13 protein-coding genes are annotated in these 15,579 nt (G+C 66.4%); 11 read left to right on the top strand and 2 right to left on the bottom strand.

Translation table 11 applies throughout. The annotated features are described in order from the left end of the window. Positions 1-52: 52 nt before the first annotated feature. Both NB3_RS20265 and ctaD read left to right on the top strand, forming a co-directional pair. Positions 53-1,846 carry a thiamine pyrophosphate-requiring protein gene (locus NB3_RS20265; protein WP_067805688.1) on the top strand — a complete coding sequence of 598 codons (1,794 nt, stop codon included), beginning with the start codon at positions 53-55 and terminating at the stop codon, positions 1,844-1,846. A gap of 124 nt (positions 1,847-1,970) precedes the next feature. Continuing rightward, entirely contained in the window at positions 1,971-3,668 is a 1,698-nt protein-coding gene (gene ctaD, locus NB3_RS20260; protein ID WP_067805686.1) for an aa3-type cytochrome oxidase subunit I, read from the top strand. Positions 3,669-3,768: 100 nt separating this feature from the next. Here ctaD and NB3_RS20255 read toward each other — a convergent pair whose 3' ends face one another. Continuing rightward, positions 3,769-4,143: a hypothetical protein gene (locus NB3_RS20255; RefSeq protein ID WP_067805683.1), complete on the bottom strand. Its 375-nt coding sequence runs from the start codon at positions 4,141-4,143 to the stop codon at positions 3,769-3,771. A 16-nt stretch (positions 4,144-4,159) separates the two neighbouring features. Next, positions 4,160-5,656 (bottom strand): molybdopterin-dependent oxidoreductase, encoded by a 1,497-nt coding sequence (locus NB3_RS20250; protein ID WP_067805681.1) that lies wholly within the window; start codon positions 5,654-5,656, stop codon positions 4,160-4,162. Positions 5,657-6,057: 401 nt separating this feature from the next. Here NB3_RS20250 and prpD point away from each other — a divergent pair, with 401 nt between their 5' ends. From prpD to NB3_RS20205, 9 genes are all read left to right on the top strand, one after another. Then, positions 6,058-7,560: a 2-methylcitrate dehydratase PrpD gene (gene prpD / locus NB3_RS20245; RefSeq protein ID WP_067805679.1), complete on the top strand. Its 1,503-nt coding sequence runs from the start codon at positions 6,058-6,060 to the stop codon at positions 7,558-7,560. Further along, positions 7,560-8,474 carry a methylisocitrate lyase gene (gene prpB / locus NB3_RS20240; RefSeq protein ID WP_067805676.1) on the top strand — a complete coding sequence of 305 codons (915 nt, stop codon included), beginning with the start codon at positions 7,560-7,562 and terminating at the stop codon, positions 8,472-8,474. The genes prpD and prpB overlap by 1 nt, the downstream gene beginning before the upstream one ends. Beyond that, positions 8,474-9,598 carry a bifunctional 2-methylcitrate synthase/citrate synthase gene (locus NB3_RS20235; RefSeq protein ID WP_067805674.1) on the top strand — a complete coding sequence of 375 codons (1,125 nt, stop codon included), beginning with the start codon at positions 8,474-8,476 and terminating at the stop codon, positions 9,596-9,598. The genes prpB and NB3_RS20235 overlap by 1 nt, the downstream gene beginning before the upstream one ends. Positions 9,599-9,792: 194 nt before the next feature. After that, positions 9,793-10,521, top strand: coding sequence for a DUF6069 family protein (locus tag NB3_RS20230; protein ID WP_084823507.1), 729 nt, complete (start codon positions 9,793-9,795; stop codon positions 10,519-10,521). A 677-nt stretch (positions 10,522-11,198) separates the two neighbouring features. Then, on the top strand, positions 11,199-12,110 hold the full coding sequence (locus tag NB3_RS20220; protein WP_067805663.1) for a cutinase family protein: 912 nt from the start codon (positions 11,199-11,201) through the stop codon (positions 12,108-12,110). Positions 12,111-12,392: 282 nt separating this feature from the next. Continuing rightward, positions 12,393-13,040, top strand: a complete 648-nt coding sequence (locus tag NB3_RS20215; protein ID WP_157111905.1) for a hypothetical protein — start codon at positions 12,393-12,395, stop codon at positions 13,038-13,040. A gap of 7 nt (positions 13,041-13,047) precedes the next feature. After that, positions 13,048-13,482 (top strand): TetR/AcrR family transcriptional regulator, encoded by a 435-nt coding sequence (locus NB3_RS20210; protein ID WP_244891994.1) that lies wholly within the window; start codon positions 13,048-13,050, stop codon positions 13,480-13,482. After that, positions 13,461-13,673, top strand: coding sequence for a hypothetical protein (locus NB3_RS36305; protein WP_244891993.1), 213 nt, complete (start codon positions 13,461-13,463; stop codon positions 13,671-13,673). Before NB3_RS20210 ends, NB3_RS36305 begins: the two co-directional genes overlap by 22 nt. A gap of 59 nt (positions 13,674-13,732) precedes the next feature. Further along, complete coding sequence (locus NB3_RS20205; RefSeq protein WP_067805780.1) at positions 13,733-15,445, top strand: acyl-CoA dehydrogenase family protein; 1,713 nt, start codon at positions 13,733-13,735, stop codon at positions 15,443-15,445. Positions 15,446-15,579 lie beyond the last annotated feature (134 nt).

Here is a 15,579-nt window from a genome sequence, read left to right as displayed (position 1 = left end):
CGGGGTAATCGGCCCGCGGAGACGACACCTCGAAGGCGGACAGGAGAACGACATGGCTGACCAGGTCGCCGACTATGTCTTGCGACGGCTGCGTGACTGGGGCGTGAAACAGGTGTTCGGCTATCCGGGCGACGGCATCAACGGCTTGATTGCGGCGTTCGGGCGGGCCGGCAACGAACCGGCCTTCATCCAGGCCCGCCACGAGGAGATGGCCGCTTTCCAGGCGGTGGGCTACGCGAAGTTCAGCGGCGAGGTCGGCGTCTGCACCGCCACGTCGGGTCCCGGTGCGATCCACCTGCTCAACGGCCTCTACGACGCGAAGCTCGATCACGTGCCGGTCGTCGCGATCGTCGGGCAGACCGCGCGCAGCGCGATGGGCGGCAGCTATCAGCAGGAAGTCGATCTGCAGAGCCTGTTCAAGGATGTCGCTTCGGACTATCTGGTCGAGGTCAACGTTCCCGATCAATTGCCCAACGCGCTGGACCGCGCGTTCCGCATCGCGGCGGCCCGGCGTGCCCCCACGGCGTTGATCATCCCCTCCGATCTGCAGGAGGAGCCGTATCAGCCGCCCGAGCACGCGTTCAAACAGATCCCCTCCAGCCCTCCGGCGGCACTGCGGGCCACGGTCACCGCCGACCGCGCGGGCATCGAGCGGGCGGCCGAGATCATCGACGCCGGGTCGCGGGTGGCGATCCTCGTCGGGCAAGGCGCTCGTGATGCCGCCGACCAGGTGATGGAGCTGGCCGAGATCACCGCAGCGGGGGTGGCGAAGGCGCTCTTGGGCAAGGACGTGCTGTCCGACGAGCTGCCGTACGTCACCGGATCGATCGGGTTGCTCGGCACCAGGCCCAGCTATGAATTGATGCGCGACTGCGACACCCTGTTGATCATCGGATCGAACTTCCCGTATTCGCAGTTCCTCCCGGAATTCGGTCAGGCGCGGGCGGTGCAGATCGACATCGACGGCGCGATGATCGGCATGCGATACCCCACCGAGGTCAATCTCGTCGGCGACGCGAAGAGCACGCTCGCCGAACTGCTTCCGCTGCTGCGCCGCAAGACCGATCGCAGCTGGCGGGAGACGATCGAATCCAACGTGACTCGCTGGTGGGAGACGCTCGAACGCCAGTCGATGCTGGACGCGAAGCCGGTCAACCCCATGCGGGTGGTGTGGGAGCTGTCGCGGCGCATCCCCGAAGACGCCATCGTGACCGCGGACTCGGGGTCGTCCACGAACTGGTACGCGCGCTGCCTGCGGTTCCGCGGACGGATGCGGGGCTCGTTGTCGGGGACACTGGCCACCATGGGGCCCGGTGTGCCGTACGCGATCGGCGCGAAATTCGCCCACCCGGACCGGCCGGTGGTCGCTCTCGTCGGCGACGGCGCGATGCAGATGAACGGCGCGGGCGAGTTGCTGACCATCAGGCGTTACCGTGAGCGGTGGCGCGATCAGCGGCTGGTCGTGTGCGTGTTCCACAACAACGACCTGAACCAGGTGACGTGGGAACTGCGTTCGATGGGCGGCGCGCCGAAATTCGAGGAATCACAGTCGCTGCCGGAGGTGTCCTACGCCGAGCTCGCCCGCACCTACGGGCTGGGCGCCATCGCCGTCGACGATCCCGACGACCTCGCGGCCGCCTGGGAAGCGGCGCTGTCGGCCGAGCGGCCGACCGTGCTCGACGTCCGCTGCGATCCGGAGGTGCCGCCGATTCCCCCGCACGCCACCTGGGAGCAGATGAGATCGACCGCCGAAGCGGTTCTGCGTGGCGACCCGGACGCCTGGCATCTCGTGGCGCAAGGCGCGAAAACCAAATTCCAGGAATTCGTCCCCGGCCGCCGCGGGTGAACGTCTCGATCCGTTCGCCGGGTCGTGGTCGGCGGCCACCACAGGGATTCCGCGACCGGCGGGCGGGGTTCGCGTCCGGCATCGGAGGGTGGTTCCGAGCCCCGGCAGGAGATGAGGAGCTTCGATGACTCAGGTGTCGTATCCACTCACACCGCAGCTCACGCCGACCAAGCCGTATCCGGCGCGCACCGCTCCGAAGGGCGCGGTGCTGTGGCGGGTCGTCACCACGACGGACCCCAAGGTGCTCGGGATCATGTATCTCGTCGCCGCCACCGCCTTCTTCTTGCTCGGCGGGCTCATGGCGCTGCTCATGCGCGCGGAACTGGCGCGGCCGGGCCTGCAGTTCCTGTCGCCCGAGCAGTACAACCAGTTGTTCACCATCCACGGCACCGTCATGCTCCTGCTGTATGCGACTCCGACGGTCTTCGGATTCGCCAACGCGGTCCTGCCCCTGCAACTCGGCGCACCCGACGTGCCGTTTCCGCGGTTGAACGCGCTGAGCTTCTGGCTGTTCCTGTTCGGGGGGACGATGGTGGTGTCCGGATTCGTCACTCCGGGGGGAGCCGCTGACTTCGGGTGGACGGCGTATACGCCGCTGAGCGATATCGTCCATGCGCCGGGAGCAGGCGCCGATCTATGGATCATGGGTTTGGCCGTGTCCGGTCTCGGCACCATTCTCGGCGCGGTGAACATGATCACCACCATCGTGTGCCTGCGTGCGCCGGGTATGACGATGTTCCGGATGTCGATGTTCGGGTGGAACATCCTGGTGACCAGCATCCTGGTACTGCTCGCGTTCCCCATCCTCACCGCCGCCCTGATGGCGCTGGCCTACGACCGGCACCTCGGCGGGCACATCTACGACCCCGCCACCGGTGGGGTGGTGCTCTGGCAGCATCTGTTCTGGTTCTTCGGACACCCCGAGGTCTACATCGTGGCGCTGCCGTTCTTCGGGATCATCAGCGAGATCCTTCCCGTCTTCAGCCGCAAACCCCTGTTCGGCTACGGACCTCTGGTGTACGCCACCATCTCGATCGGCTTGCTGTCGGCAGCGGTATGGGCGCATCACATGTTCGCCACGGGCGCGGTGCTGATGCCCTTCTTCTCGATGATGACCTTCCTGATCGCGGTGCCGACCGGGGTGAAATTTTTCAACTGGATCGGCACCATGTGGAAAGGGAACCTGACCTTCGAGACACCGATGCTGTTCGCCGTCGGCTTCATCGTGACCTTCTTGTTCGGTGGACTGTCCGGTGTCATCCTCGCGAGCCCGCCGCTGGACTGGCAGATCCACGACAGCTATTTCGTCGTGGCACACTTCCATTACGTGCTGTTCGGCACGATCGTTTTCGCCACCTTCGCCGGGATCTACTTCTGGTTCCCGAAGATGACCGGGCGCTACATGGACGAACGCCTGGGCAGGCTGCATTTCTGGACGACCTTCGTCGGCTTCCATACGACTTTTCTCGTCCAGCACTGGCTGGGCGCCGAGGGCATGCCCCGCCGGTACGCCGACTACCTACCGACCGACGGGTTCACCGCGCTGAACGCCGTCTCGACCGTCGGGTCGTTCATCCTGGGCGTCTCGATGATCACGTTCGTGTGGAACGCGTTCCGCAGCTACCGCTACGGCGAGGTGGTCACCGTGGACGACGCCTGGGGCGCGGGAAACTCCCTCGAATGGGCCACGACCTGCCCGCCTCCCCGCCACAACTTCTACGAACTGCCCCGTATCCGGTCCGAACGCCCGGCCTTCGAACTCCACTACCCACACATGCGCGAACGGATGCGCGACGAACTGCACGTCGGCCGGGGCTCATAACGAGCGTTCGCATCGGCAGTGCGATGGGTGCCACCGCCGCCTCGCTGGTGGACGCCGGGTCAGGAGCTGCCTGGCATGCGGCTCCGGTCGGGTTCGGCGGTCAACAGCGCTCTTCCGGTGGTGTGGCCGAACGTCGAGAGTCGGCGGCGGAGTCGGGTGCTGTCCATGCGGGCGTGAGCCGGGCACTGGGCACGCGGACGCCTTCTGGCGCCCAGTGCGTGTAGAGCTGTTCGAAGCGTGCGCGGAGCCGGTCGAGGATGGGTCCGCTGGGGCTCGTGCGGATGAGTTCGGCGGCCAGCGCGACGAGTTCACGTTCGATCGGGGCGGGCAGAGCGCCGAGTGAGTCGCGGAAGTACTGGGCGCGCCGCTGCTCCTCGGGGTCGGGATGCGGGCCGCGCCCGCTGAGCACCCGGGCGCGCACTCGGGCGACGGCGAGTTGGGTCGGATCGGTAGCTCGTTCGATGGGGCCGCTCATGGTGGTTCCTCGCCGATCAGATGCCGGGGGCGTTCGCGTAATACAACTGGTCTTCGCGGTATCCGCCGTGGCCCATGCCGATGTGCTCGATGTCGTCGACGAATTCCACGGCCTCGATCCATTTCACCATCTTGTATCCGAGCTGGTTCTCCAGCCGCAGGCGCAGCGGCGCCCCGTGCTCGATCGGCAGTGGCGCGCCGTTCATCTCCATCGCGAGCAGGGCCTGGGGCGCGCGAGCGATGGGCATGGGGACGGCTTCGTAGAAGTAGCCGTGGCGGCCGTGGCCTTCGGTGAGTGCTTTGTCGTCCATGGCGTAGAAGACGATGTGGGTCACGGCGGCGGATGGCCGGACGTGGTCGATGAGTGCCGACAGCGGGACGCCACCCCATTCGGCGATGCCGTTCCATCCTTGGATGCAGTTGTGGTTGGTGATCTGCCGGGTGAATCCGAGGTCGGCGAGTTCGCGCAGCGACAGGGTCACCGGGTGCGCGACCAGGCCGCCGACGGGCAGGCGATAGTCGCGGAATCCGTCGGACGCGAGCCGCCGGTAATCGTCGTCGGCGGGCGGGTAACCGTTGACCCGGTGGTATTCGGAGATGTCGCTGCGGCGGTACCGCTGTCGCGACTGCCCCAGTAGCGACAGGGCGTATTCGAAGCGATGCACCAGGACGCCGAGCAGCCGCTGGGCGCGGCGTGGGTGGGTGCGGGAGAAGATCGTCGCGGCGATGTGCACCGCCACGATGGCGATGAGCACCAGGCTGCCGGTGACGGTGGCCAGGACCGGGCTTGCGTCGAGGGAGCCGAGGAAGATCTTGCCGAATTCGCTGGGGACGCCGTGCACGACGACCATGAACACGTGCACCACGATGAACGCGCAGAACGCGCACAGTCCGAGGAAATGGATGCTGCGCGCGCCCTGTTTGCCGCCGAAGAGGCGTCCGTAGCGGGGGAAGCGGGCCAGCACCGCCGGTGACATGGCCGCTCCCGACGCGATCTGCAGCGGTGCGAGCAGGAAGACGACGGCGAAGTAGGTGAGCTTCTGCGCGGCGTCGAACGGTTCACCGGGCAACTGGGGGGCGAGCTGGAAATGCAGATAGGTGCCGATGTCGCGGACGGCCTCGGGAACGATGCTCCAGTGGGTCGGTATCAAGTAGCGCCAGTACCCAGTCGCGAACACCATCGCGACGTACACCAGTCCGGTCAGGATCCAGAACTGCACCGTGAGAAAGTGCCAGTGCCGGCCCAGCCCGAGGTTGCGACGGCCGGGTAGCGCGATCACCGGGTGCCAGGCCTCCTCCTCGTCGAGCGACACCCACGGCCTGCGGGAATCGGCGCCGTAGTTCTTGCGCGACAAGCGCAGCCACTCCCGACCGGGTGGACAGCCGTCGCTCCAATACAACTTGGGCAGCGAGGACAGCACCTCGACGCCGGAACGGATCAGCAACGTGACGAACAAAATGTTCAGGGCGTGGGTGACGATCACGAACCCCGGATACTGCGCGACCGGATCCATGGCCACTCCCGAAGAAATTGGGCGATCTCGTTGAACACCGACGGCCGCCACAGCGGCCGCTGCGGCTGCACGGCACAGTCGTGGAGCGCCGGATCCCCCAGCTTCTGTGCTAATCGCGGCGATCCGGCCGGTAACCGCTCGGGGGCGCGTGCCGGGCCCAGCAGAGGCGCTGCCCTCCATACCGATTATCCGGACCGTCGGGCCGGCGGGCCAGTGCCGCCGTACCGGACATACCTGGCTCGGCGCAGGGCGACATGTATCGCCACGGATTTTCGCAAACTCCACAACTTCGCTGATTCGAAAACGCAAATCTCCGCATTTGCGACGGATTTCCCGCCTGTATCGGCGTGGGTAATGTCCGAATTCAGGAACACGGAAATTGTTGTCTGGAGGCCCACCTCGTGAAAAATCACCTCGTCCGCACCCACCGCTCCGCTGAGCGTTTCCCGCGCGAGGAGCATCTCGCCTGGCGGATCGCCGAGGTCGCCGCGGACCCGGTGGCGGTCGCGCCGGAGACCGAGGAGATGATCGTCAACCGGATCATCGACAACGCGGCGGTCGCGGCGGCGTCGGTGACGCGCCGTCCGGTGGCCAACGCCCGCGCCCAGGCACTGGCGCACCCGTATCAGCCCGGCGCGACCGTCTTCGGCGCAGACGGCCGCTACGCACCGGAGTGGGCGGCGTGGGCGAACGGCGTGGCCGTGCGCGAGCTGGACTTCCACGACACCTTCCTGGCCGAGGAGTACTCCCACCCCGGCGACAACATCCCGCCGATCCTGGCGGTGGCCCAGCACGCCGGACGCACCGGCCGCGATCTGATCCGAGGGTTGGCGACCGGATACGAGATCCAGGTGGATCTGGCGCGGGCGATCTGCCTGCACGAGCACAAGATCGACCACGTCGCCCACCTCGGCCCCTCCGCCGCCGCCGGTATCGGCACCCTGCTCGGGCTCGGCGCCGAGACCATCTACCAGGCCATCGGCCAAGCGCTGCACACCACCACCGCGACCAGGCAGTCGCGCAAGGGTGAGATCTCCAGCTGGAAGGCATACGCGCCGGCTTTCGCCGGAAAGATGGCGGTGGAGGCGGTCGATCGCGCCTTGCGCGGAGAAGGCGCGCCCGCGCCGATCTGGGAAGGCGAGGACGGCGTCATCGCCCGGCTGCTCGGCGGCCCCGAGAAGGAGTATTCGGTGCCGCTGCCCGGCCCGGGTGAACCCAAACGCGGCATTCTGGACACCTACACCAAGGAGCATTCCGCCGAATATCAGAGCCAGGCGCCGATCGACCTGGCCCGCCGGATGCGCGAGCGAATCGGCGACCTGGATCGGATCGCGTCGATCGTGCTGCACACCAGCCACCACACGCACGTGGTGATCGGCACCGGATCGAACGACCCGCAGAAGTTCGACCCGAAGGCGTCGCGCGAAACCCTCGATCACTCCGTCATGTACATCTTCGCCGTCGCCTTGCAGGACGGCGCCTGGCATCACGAACGCTCCTACGCCCCCGAGCGCGCGCAGCGGCCCGACACCGTCGAGTTGTGGCGCAAGATCTCCACCGCGGAGGACCCGGAGTGGACCCGGCGTTATCACTCGACCGACCCGAACGAGAAAGCCTTCGGCGCTCGCGCGGAGGTCACGCTGGACAGCGGTGAAGTCATCGTCGACGAACTGGCGGTGGCCGACGCGCATCCGCTCGGCGCGCGGCCCTTCGCCCGGGACCAGTACATCGCGAAGTTCCGCACCCTCGCCGAGGGCGTAATCGACCCGGCCGAACAGGACCGCTTCCTCGACGTCGCACAGCGCACGGGTGTGTTGTCCGCCGACGAACTGCCGCAGCTGAATCTCACCGTGTCCGAGGACGTTCTGGCGCGTGCACCGAAGCTGCCGAAGGGACTGTTCTGATGACGGGACTGCTGGCCGCGGCCACCTCGGCCGCCGACAAACGCGCCGCGTTCCGCGCGGGGCTCGCCTCGGACCGTCTTCAGCGTCTGCCGGGTGCGTTCAATCCGCTGGTGGCCAGACTGATCCAGGAGATCGGCTTCGAAGGCGTCTACGTTTCCGGCGCGGTGGTCTCGGCCGATCTCGCGTTGCCGGACATCGGTCTCACCACCTCGACCGAGGTGGCGGAGCGCGGCCTGCAGGTCGCGCGAGTAACCGATCTGCCGGTGCTCATCGACGCCGACACCGGCTTCGGAGAGCCGATGAGCGCCGCGCGCACCGTCTCCATCCTGGAAGACGCAGGCATCGCCGGTTGCCACCTCGAGGATCAGGTGAACCCGAAACGGTGCGGTCACCTCGACGGCAAGGCCGTGGTGCCGACCGGGGAGATGGTGCGCAGACTCCGGGCCGCGGTGTCCGCCCGGCGGGATCCGAACTTCGTGATCTGCGCGCGCACCGATGCCGCCGGGATCGAAGGCGTCGACGCCGCGATCGATCGGGCGAAAGCCTACGTCGCGGCCGGCGCGGATCTGGTCTTCACCGAAGCGCTGCACACGGTCGCGGACTTCGAGAGATTCCGGTCCGCGGTGGCGATCCCGCTGCTGGCGAATATGACCGAATTCGGGAAGTCCGAACTCATTTCCGCTTCGACACTGGAGAAGATCGGCTACAACGCGGTGATCTACCCGGTGTCCACACTGCGGTTGGCGATGTTCGCGGCCGAAGCCGGATTACGGGAGATCTTCGAGCAGGGCACGCAAGCGGGCTTGCTGGATCGCATGCAGCACCGTTCTCGTCTCTACGAATTGCTCCAGTACGAGCGATACAGCGAATTCGATTCGGAGATTTTCGATTTCACTCCGGGAAGGAACCAGTGATGCCGGAGACCGCGAGGCCGACCATCTGCAAAGGCCTGGCAGGGGTCGTCGTCGACACCACCGCCATCTCGAAAGTGGTGCCGGAAACAAACTCCCTGACCTACCGCGGCTACGCCGTGCAAGACCTGGCCGCGCACTGCGGGTTCGAGCAAGTGGCGTATCTGCTCTGGTACGGCGAGTTGCCATCGGACGCGGAACTGGCGCTGTTCCAGCAGCGGGAACGCGCGTCCCGCCGAGTCGACCGGTCACTGCTGTCGCTGGTGGCCAAGTTGCCCGACACCTGCCACCCGATGGATGTGGTCCGCACCGCCATCAGCTATCTGGGCGCCGAAGACCCGGCCGAGGACGACAATTCCGCGAAAGCCAACCGTGCCAAGGCACTGCGCCTGTTCGCGGTGCTGCCGACCATCGTCGCTGCCGACCACCGCCGTCGCCATGGCCTCGACCCGATCCCACCGCACTCCCACCTGGGATACGCGGAGAACTTCCTGAACATGTGCTTCGGCGCCGTCCCGGCACGCGAGCTGGTCGAGGCGTTCGAAGTATCGTTGATCCTGTACGCCGAGCACAGCTTCAACGCCTCCACCTTCGCCGCCCGTGTCGTGACCTCCACGCTGTCGGACATCTACAGCGCCGTCACCGCCGCCATCGGCGCGCTGAAAGGGCCTCTGCACGGCGGAGCGAACGAAGCCGTCATGCGCGACATGCTGGAGATCGACGATCCCGCGCTGGCCGAGGACTGGGTGCGTGCCAAGCTGGCCCGCGGAGAAAAGGTGATGGGCTTCGGCCACCGGGTCTACAAGAACGGCGACTCCCGTGTCCCCACTATGAAGAAGGCCTTCCTGGACATCGCCGCGGCGACCGGCGGCCGGAAATGGGTGCGGATGTACGAGGCCGTCGAACGCGCCATGCGCGAGGCCACCGGCATCGCGCCGAATCTCGATTTTCCCACCGGCCCCGCGTATTACCTGCTCGGGTTCGACATCGAGGCGTTCACCCCGATCTTCGTGATGAGCCGCATCACCGGCTGGACCGCCCACATCATCGAGCAAGGCGAGTCGAACGCGTTGATCCGGCCGCTGAGCGCCTACGTCGGCGTCCCGCAACGAGCGGTCGTCGCTTGAAGTTTCGCGCAGCGCGGAGGGCGACGCTCTCGCCGTCGCGCCACCCACGCGCGGATGTGCGGGTGCGGCGTCGCGATGTCATGCGCGGTCACCAGGTGACGCGAGTTGGGTAGGGACCCAGCGGCCGTTTCGGTCCCGCCCTACACTCGACGCACACGCATGCTTTCCACGGAGGTGATCGGCGGTTGAATCCCATGGATCCGCGCGACCAGCACACCGCACGCTACGAACCCGGTTATCAGCCGGGCGATTACCGTGATCCCGGGTACGGCCAGGATCGCGGATACGACCGGGATCGTGGATACGGTCAGCCTTCGGGGCGCGGTCCCGATCGCGCGTACGGCCAGCCCTCCGCGTACGGCCAGGAGCCCGGATACGGCCAATCCCCGGCGTACGGCCAGGAACACGGATACGACCAGGCCTCCGAGTACGGTCAGGATGCCGGGCACGGCGCGTATCAGCACCCCGAACGTCCGGGTAGGCAGCCGCGCTCGCGGCAGGAGCCGGACGTCAATATCGGCATGTTCGTCGGCGGTGTGATCGCGGCGGCGGTGGTGACGGCGCTGGCCGCTTGGCTGTGCGCGTGGATCATCGAGATCATCTCCACTCGCGTGAGCGAGAGCGGCAAGCTCGGGGTGTGGAACCCGATGGCCCAGGACGCCTACTGGTTCGCCGTGGTGGCGTTCATCTGCGCGCTGCTGGGCGGGGTGCTGTGGTATCTGCTGCGCCTGGGTACTCCGTCGCCGGAATTGTTCTTCGGCTGGATCGTCGGCATCCTCACCGCCGCGGCGGTGATCATTCCACTGGCCCTGTCCAGTGACCTCTGGGTGGGCATCTCCACCGGAGTCGAACATCTGGTGATCGGGGTGCCGATCTTCAGTCTCGTGCGCATGGTGGGGGCCAAGAGCATCGTCTATCGGTGATCGCCCGCTGTTCCCCCCATCGCCGCATGGGTTCAGCGGTTCGCGGAGGTTTCCGATGGGTGCTCGGGTACGGCGGCGCCGGTGACCACCGCGGCCGAACCTGCGCCATCATGCCTTCGATCGTGTCGATATGTGACCGATGATTCAGGTGCTCTTGCTTCGCAAGGTTGCACCGTGGGGGAGGGAATCCGATGTCCGACGCGGCATGATGCCGTCGGTGCCCATCCAGTTCGGAACCGTCACTGGTGCGGCGGGCCCGGTGCTGAAGCCGAGTGTCACGCGGCACTCGATCCGGCGGCGGATGACATCGTGCCCTTCTTGCAGGTAGGTGACTGCGACAGGATGCAGAAGGGCGCGCCAGGCACGCTGGACGACCATTAAGTTAATGGATATTCTGTCTGTGCATCGTGCGGACGCTTGCGCGCGCACGATCGGTGCTCGGCTCGATGAGGAGTGGTGCAGGCATGGATGTACTGAGGCGACGCGCGGCATCGGAACCCGTTGCGCGGTCACGAACGGAAGTGACCGGATCTCCGAGGAGTCGAACTCGGTACGGCCCGAACGACATGACCGATCCGCCGGTACCGAACCGGCTCCGCTGACCCGGCCCTCGTTCCCGTCCGTCGCCGAAACCGCGCGGATCGCGCAGCCTCGGTGCCGAGTACCTGGAGTATCCGATGTTCACTCGATGGAAAACCCTTGCCGCTGCGTGTATTGCGGTGGCGGTGACGACCATTCCGTTCGGTGTCGTACCCGTCGCCAATGGCGTACCGGCGCATTGCCCGGAGATGTACGTCGTCGCGATCCCCGGCACCTGGGAGACGTCCAACGCCGATCCTGGCAAAGGGATGCTCGCGCTGAGCTTGAATGATCTGCCCGGCGATGTCGAGGTCGACTATGTCCACTACGCGGCGACGGCTTTCCCCTGGGAAGGTGAGGTGTACGGCCGCTCCAAACAGGAGGCGATCGACAAAGCGCGTGACCTGGTGTCGGCGGTGGCGCAGGCGTGCGGAGCCACCCGGATCGCGTTGCTGGGCTACAGCCAAGGCGCCGACGCCGCGGGTGATCTCGCGGCGGAGATCGGCACCGGCCTGGGTGTGGTGCCGCCGCACCGGGTCGTGCTGGTCGGGTTGATTTCCGATCCTCGTCGTTCACCCGGCGACATCCTGATCGGCCCGCCCGTTCCCGGCGCGGGCGCGATCGGGCCTCGCCCGGGTGGTTTCGGCTGGCTCTCCGCGCGGACATACACCTTCTGTGTCACGGGTGATCTGTATTGCGCGATGCCGGACGGCGACTTCGCCGGGCGCATCGCGGGATTCTTCGTGCAGCTGTCGAATCCGGATCCCGCGAACATGGACGACTACCAGCGACAGGCAGCCGAAATCATCGGTGACGCACTGGCCGCGGGCGGCCTCGGCCTGCTGTCCGATCAGCTCAACACCGCCGCGTACGAACAGCGGAGGCGGCAGATCGATGAATTCCTGAAGTCCGGCGTTCACCAGAGTTATCCCTCGTACGCCATCGGTCCCGATGCGGTGACGCCGTTGATCTGGCTGCGGCAGCGCCTCATCGAGGCGACGACATCCTGAGTGTCCGTTCGGCACCGGCCCCCGCGCGACCCGCGGATTCGGGCCGGTGCCCGCCCGCTCCGAAGAGGCTCCGCTGAGGGTGATCCGCTCCCGCGCCGACCTGTTGCGGCCGCGCGTAGTGCCTCGCATGCCGATTGGTCGAGTCCGGCCACAGAGCATCTATGTTTGTCCCTGTTTGTGGACATTAAACCTATCTAGCTGCGCATTCAAGCATTATGTTACTATCAATTCTTATCAGAGTGGCGAGCGCAGCGGTGGGGTGACCGCCGGAGAGGAGGATCGTTGTTCGCGCGAACAGGCGGCCGGTTCGATCGGGCGACGACCGTGGACGACCCGCCTGTCGCGAGGGTGGCCGATGGCGCGGTCCTCATCTACCTCCGAGTCATCGCCACCGCGCTCGTGCACGCGGCGGCGAGACTCGGCGAACTCGCCGAACCGGGTGCGCGGCGATCGCGTATCCGGGCGGATATCGGTCGCATCGAAGATGCCACCGACCGCGTCGTGCTCGACCTGATGGCCGCCGGTGAATGCGGGGTCATCGGCGGCGATCGCCTCGCCGATGCGTGCCGCGCCGCGTGCTTGCTCGACTATGTCGCCGACCATATGGAATCCGCAGCCCAACTCGCGGCGATCCACTCCGCGCGGCGGATCCCGGAGCGCACGGCCGAACTGCTGGACATCGTGGCCCGCTGCGCCTTGCTCACCGCGGAGGCCTTGTCGACGCCCGAAGACGCGGCATTGCACTCCTATGTACGCGAAATAAAAGTTCTGGCAGAGCATTCAGAGTATGTGAGCAGGTCGCGTTCCACCGGCTCTGCGGCCGGGCGCGCAACCGAGGACGACCTCGCCGAGATGCACGACGAGCTTCTCGCCACGGTGGCCGCGTTTCGCGCCGCGAGCCGCGCCTGCGTCGTGGCGCTCGCCAGGTAATGGCAGTGTGGCCCCGATCGACGGCGGTAATTTTCATGCGGGACAACGCATCTGGGCCGGAACCACGTTGGCTCAGCGGCGGCGGGCGCGTCGGTCCGCCCTGCTGGAAGCGGCACTCGACTTGATCGGCGAGTCCGGGGCGGCAGGTGTCACCATGCGCGGTGTCTGCCGGCGGGCCGGGCTCACCACGCGGTACTTCTACGAGAACTTCGGTACCAGGGAGGAACTACTCGATCTCTTGTATCGGCAGGTCTGCGCCGAATTCCTGGACGCGGCGCGCGCCGGGACGGCATCGCCGCAACCCGAGCAGTGGTTGACGATGCTGCTGGTCGACAAGGTGCTGGAGGATCCGCGTAAGGCCAAATTGTTCTTGATGGAGCCGTACTCCGGGACCGTTGCGGGGCGGGTCCTCGCACTGCCGTGCCCTCGTTCACCCGCCTGATCCGCGATCGTTTCTGCGCCGATATCCGGGATCCCGTGCGGCGCGATCTGGTCGCGGTCACCGTGGCCGGTGCCTGCGCGGGCCTGTTCTCGGCCTGGTCGAACGGCACGTTGCGCGCGACGCGCGAGCAGGTCGCCGACCACATCGCCGAGACGCTCACCGTCGGTCGCCGAACCCTGTCGGTGGATTGACGGCAGGTGCCGTCAGTTCTAAAGTGATGGCACCCGCCATCAGTATGAAAGGTGTCGTCATGGCCCTGTTCAACCCGAAAACCGCGACGTTCGAAGAGTTCGATCCCCTCACCGGGGCTCGGTTGCGGTCGGTGGTCGACTTCTTCGAGCGGAAGGGCAAGCAGGCGCTGACCAGTGACGCGCACCGGGGGGAGTGGTACGAGGACTGGATGCGGTTCCTCGCCGAGAGCCGGATCATCGCCTACATGGCCACCCCCCGGTCGATCTCGGGCGCGGACCCGGAGAAGCGCTGGGACACCGCTTTCATTTCCCGGTTCAACGAGATCACCGGCTTCTACGGATCGCAGTACTGGTACGCGTGGGGTGTTTCCACGCTCGGTCTCGCCACCATCTGGCAGAGCGCCAACGCCAAGGCGCATCTGCGTGCCGCCGAGGAACTCGACCGCGGCGGGATCATCGCGTTCGGACTGTCGGAGAAGGACCACGGCGCCGACATCTACGCCACCGACATGCTGCTGACCCCCGACGGAGCGGGTGGGTTCACCGCTACGGGCAGCAAGTACTACATCGGCAACGGCAACGTCGCGAGGATCGTGCCCACCATCGGCAGGCGCACCGACCTGGAAGGCGCCGACGCGTACGTCTGGTTCATCGCCGACAGTCAGCACCCGAACTACCGGCTGGTCAAGAACGTCATCCACGGCCAGAACTTCGTCTCCGCCTACGATCTGGTGGACTACCCCGTCTCGGCCGACGACATACTGCACGTGGGCCGCAAGGCATTCGACTCCGCGCTCGCCGCGGTCAACTGCGGCAAGTTCAACATCGGAATGGTCGCGCTGGGAATCGTCCAGCACTGCTTCTACGAGACGATCAACCAGGCGAGCGCCAAGATCCTGTTCGGACACCCCGTCACCGACTTCCCGCAGGTGCGGCAGATCCTGAGCGACAGCTACGTGCGCATGAACGCCATGCGGCTCTACCACGAACGAGCGATCGACTACATGCGCTGCTCGACGCCGGAGGATCGCCGCTTCGTCATGTTCAACTCCATCGGCAAGATGAAGGTCACCCGCGAGGCCGAGCGCGTGTTCCGCGAACTCTCGGATGTCATCTCCGCCAAGGGGTTCGAGAAGGACTCCTACTTCTCGACGGCCCGCGGCACGATCGATTCGATGCCGCGGCTCGAGGGCACCGCGCACGTCAATATGGCCTTGACCTTGAAGTTCATGCCGAACTTCCTGTTCAACCCGGCGGAACTGCCGCCGGTGCCGGTGCGACGGGATGCCGGCGACGACGAATCGCTGTTCCGGCAACCGGGCGCTGCGGGTCTCGGCGCGGTGCGATTCGCGGATTGGCGGCCCGCGTACGCGCGCTATCGGCATGTGCCGAATGTGGCGTTGTTCCTCGAGCAGGCCGAGCGGTTCACTCAGTTCCCCGTGGAGGCGCCGCCCACCCCCGACCAGCTCAAGGATCTGGACTACCAGCTCGCGGTGGGGGAGTTGTTCACGCTGCTGCCCTACGGGCAGCTCATCCTGGAGCAAGCCGAGATCACCGGAGCGTCCGAGGACATCGTGGATTCGATCTTCGAGATATTCGTGCGCGACTTCTCCGCCTACGCGCTCGGAGTGTTCTCGAAGGCCTCCTCGACCACGGCGCAGCAGGATTGGGCGCTCAGTGTGCTGCGTAAGCCGATCATCGACGGCGAGCGAACCGCACGCCTGCACGAGGAAGTGATGAGTCATGCGGGCGCGTTCGAGATGAACCCGTAGTCGGCTGCCGGTCCCCGCGGCGCTCGGGTGAGCGCCGCGGAGGATCGCGAGCACTGTGCGCAGTAACCTGTTCCAGTACTATCACGTATGAATTTCGAGTAACTTGTCGCTGCGGGACCGATCACGGTCGCAGG

The sequence above is a fragment of the Nocardia beijingensis NBRC 16342 genome (assembly GCF_001612785.1).
GTDB classification, from domain to species: Bacteria; Actinomycetota; Actinomycetes; order Mycobacteriales; family Mycobacteriaceae; genus Nocardia; species Nocardia beijingensis.
The sequence above is the reverse complement of the archived record's forward strand: the minus strand, read 5'-3'. Positions and strand labels throughout refer to the sequence as shown.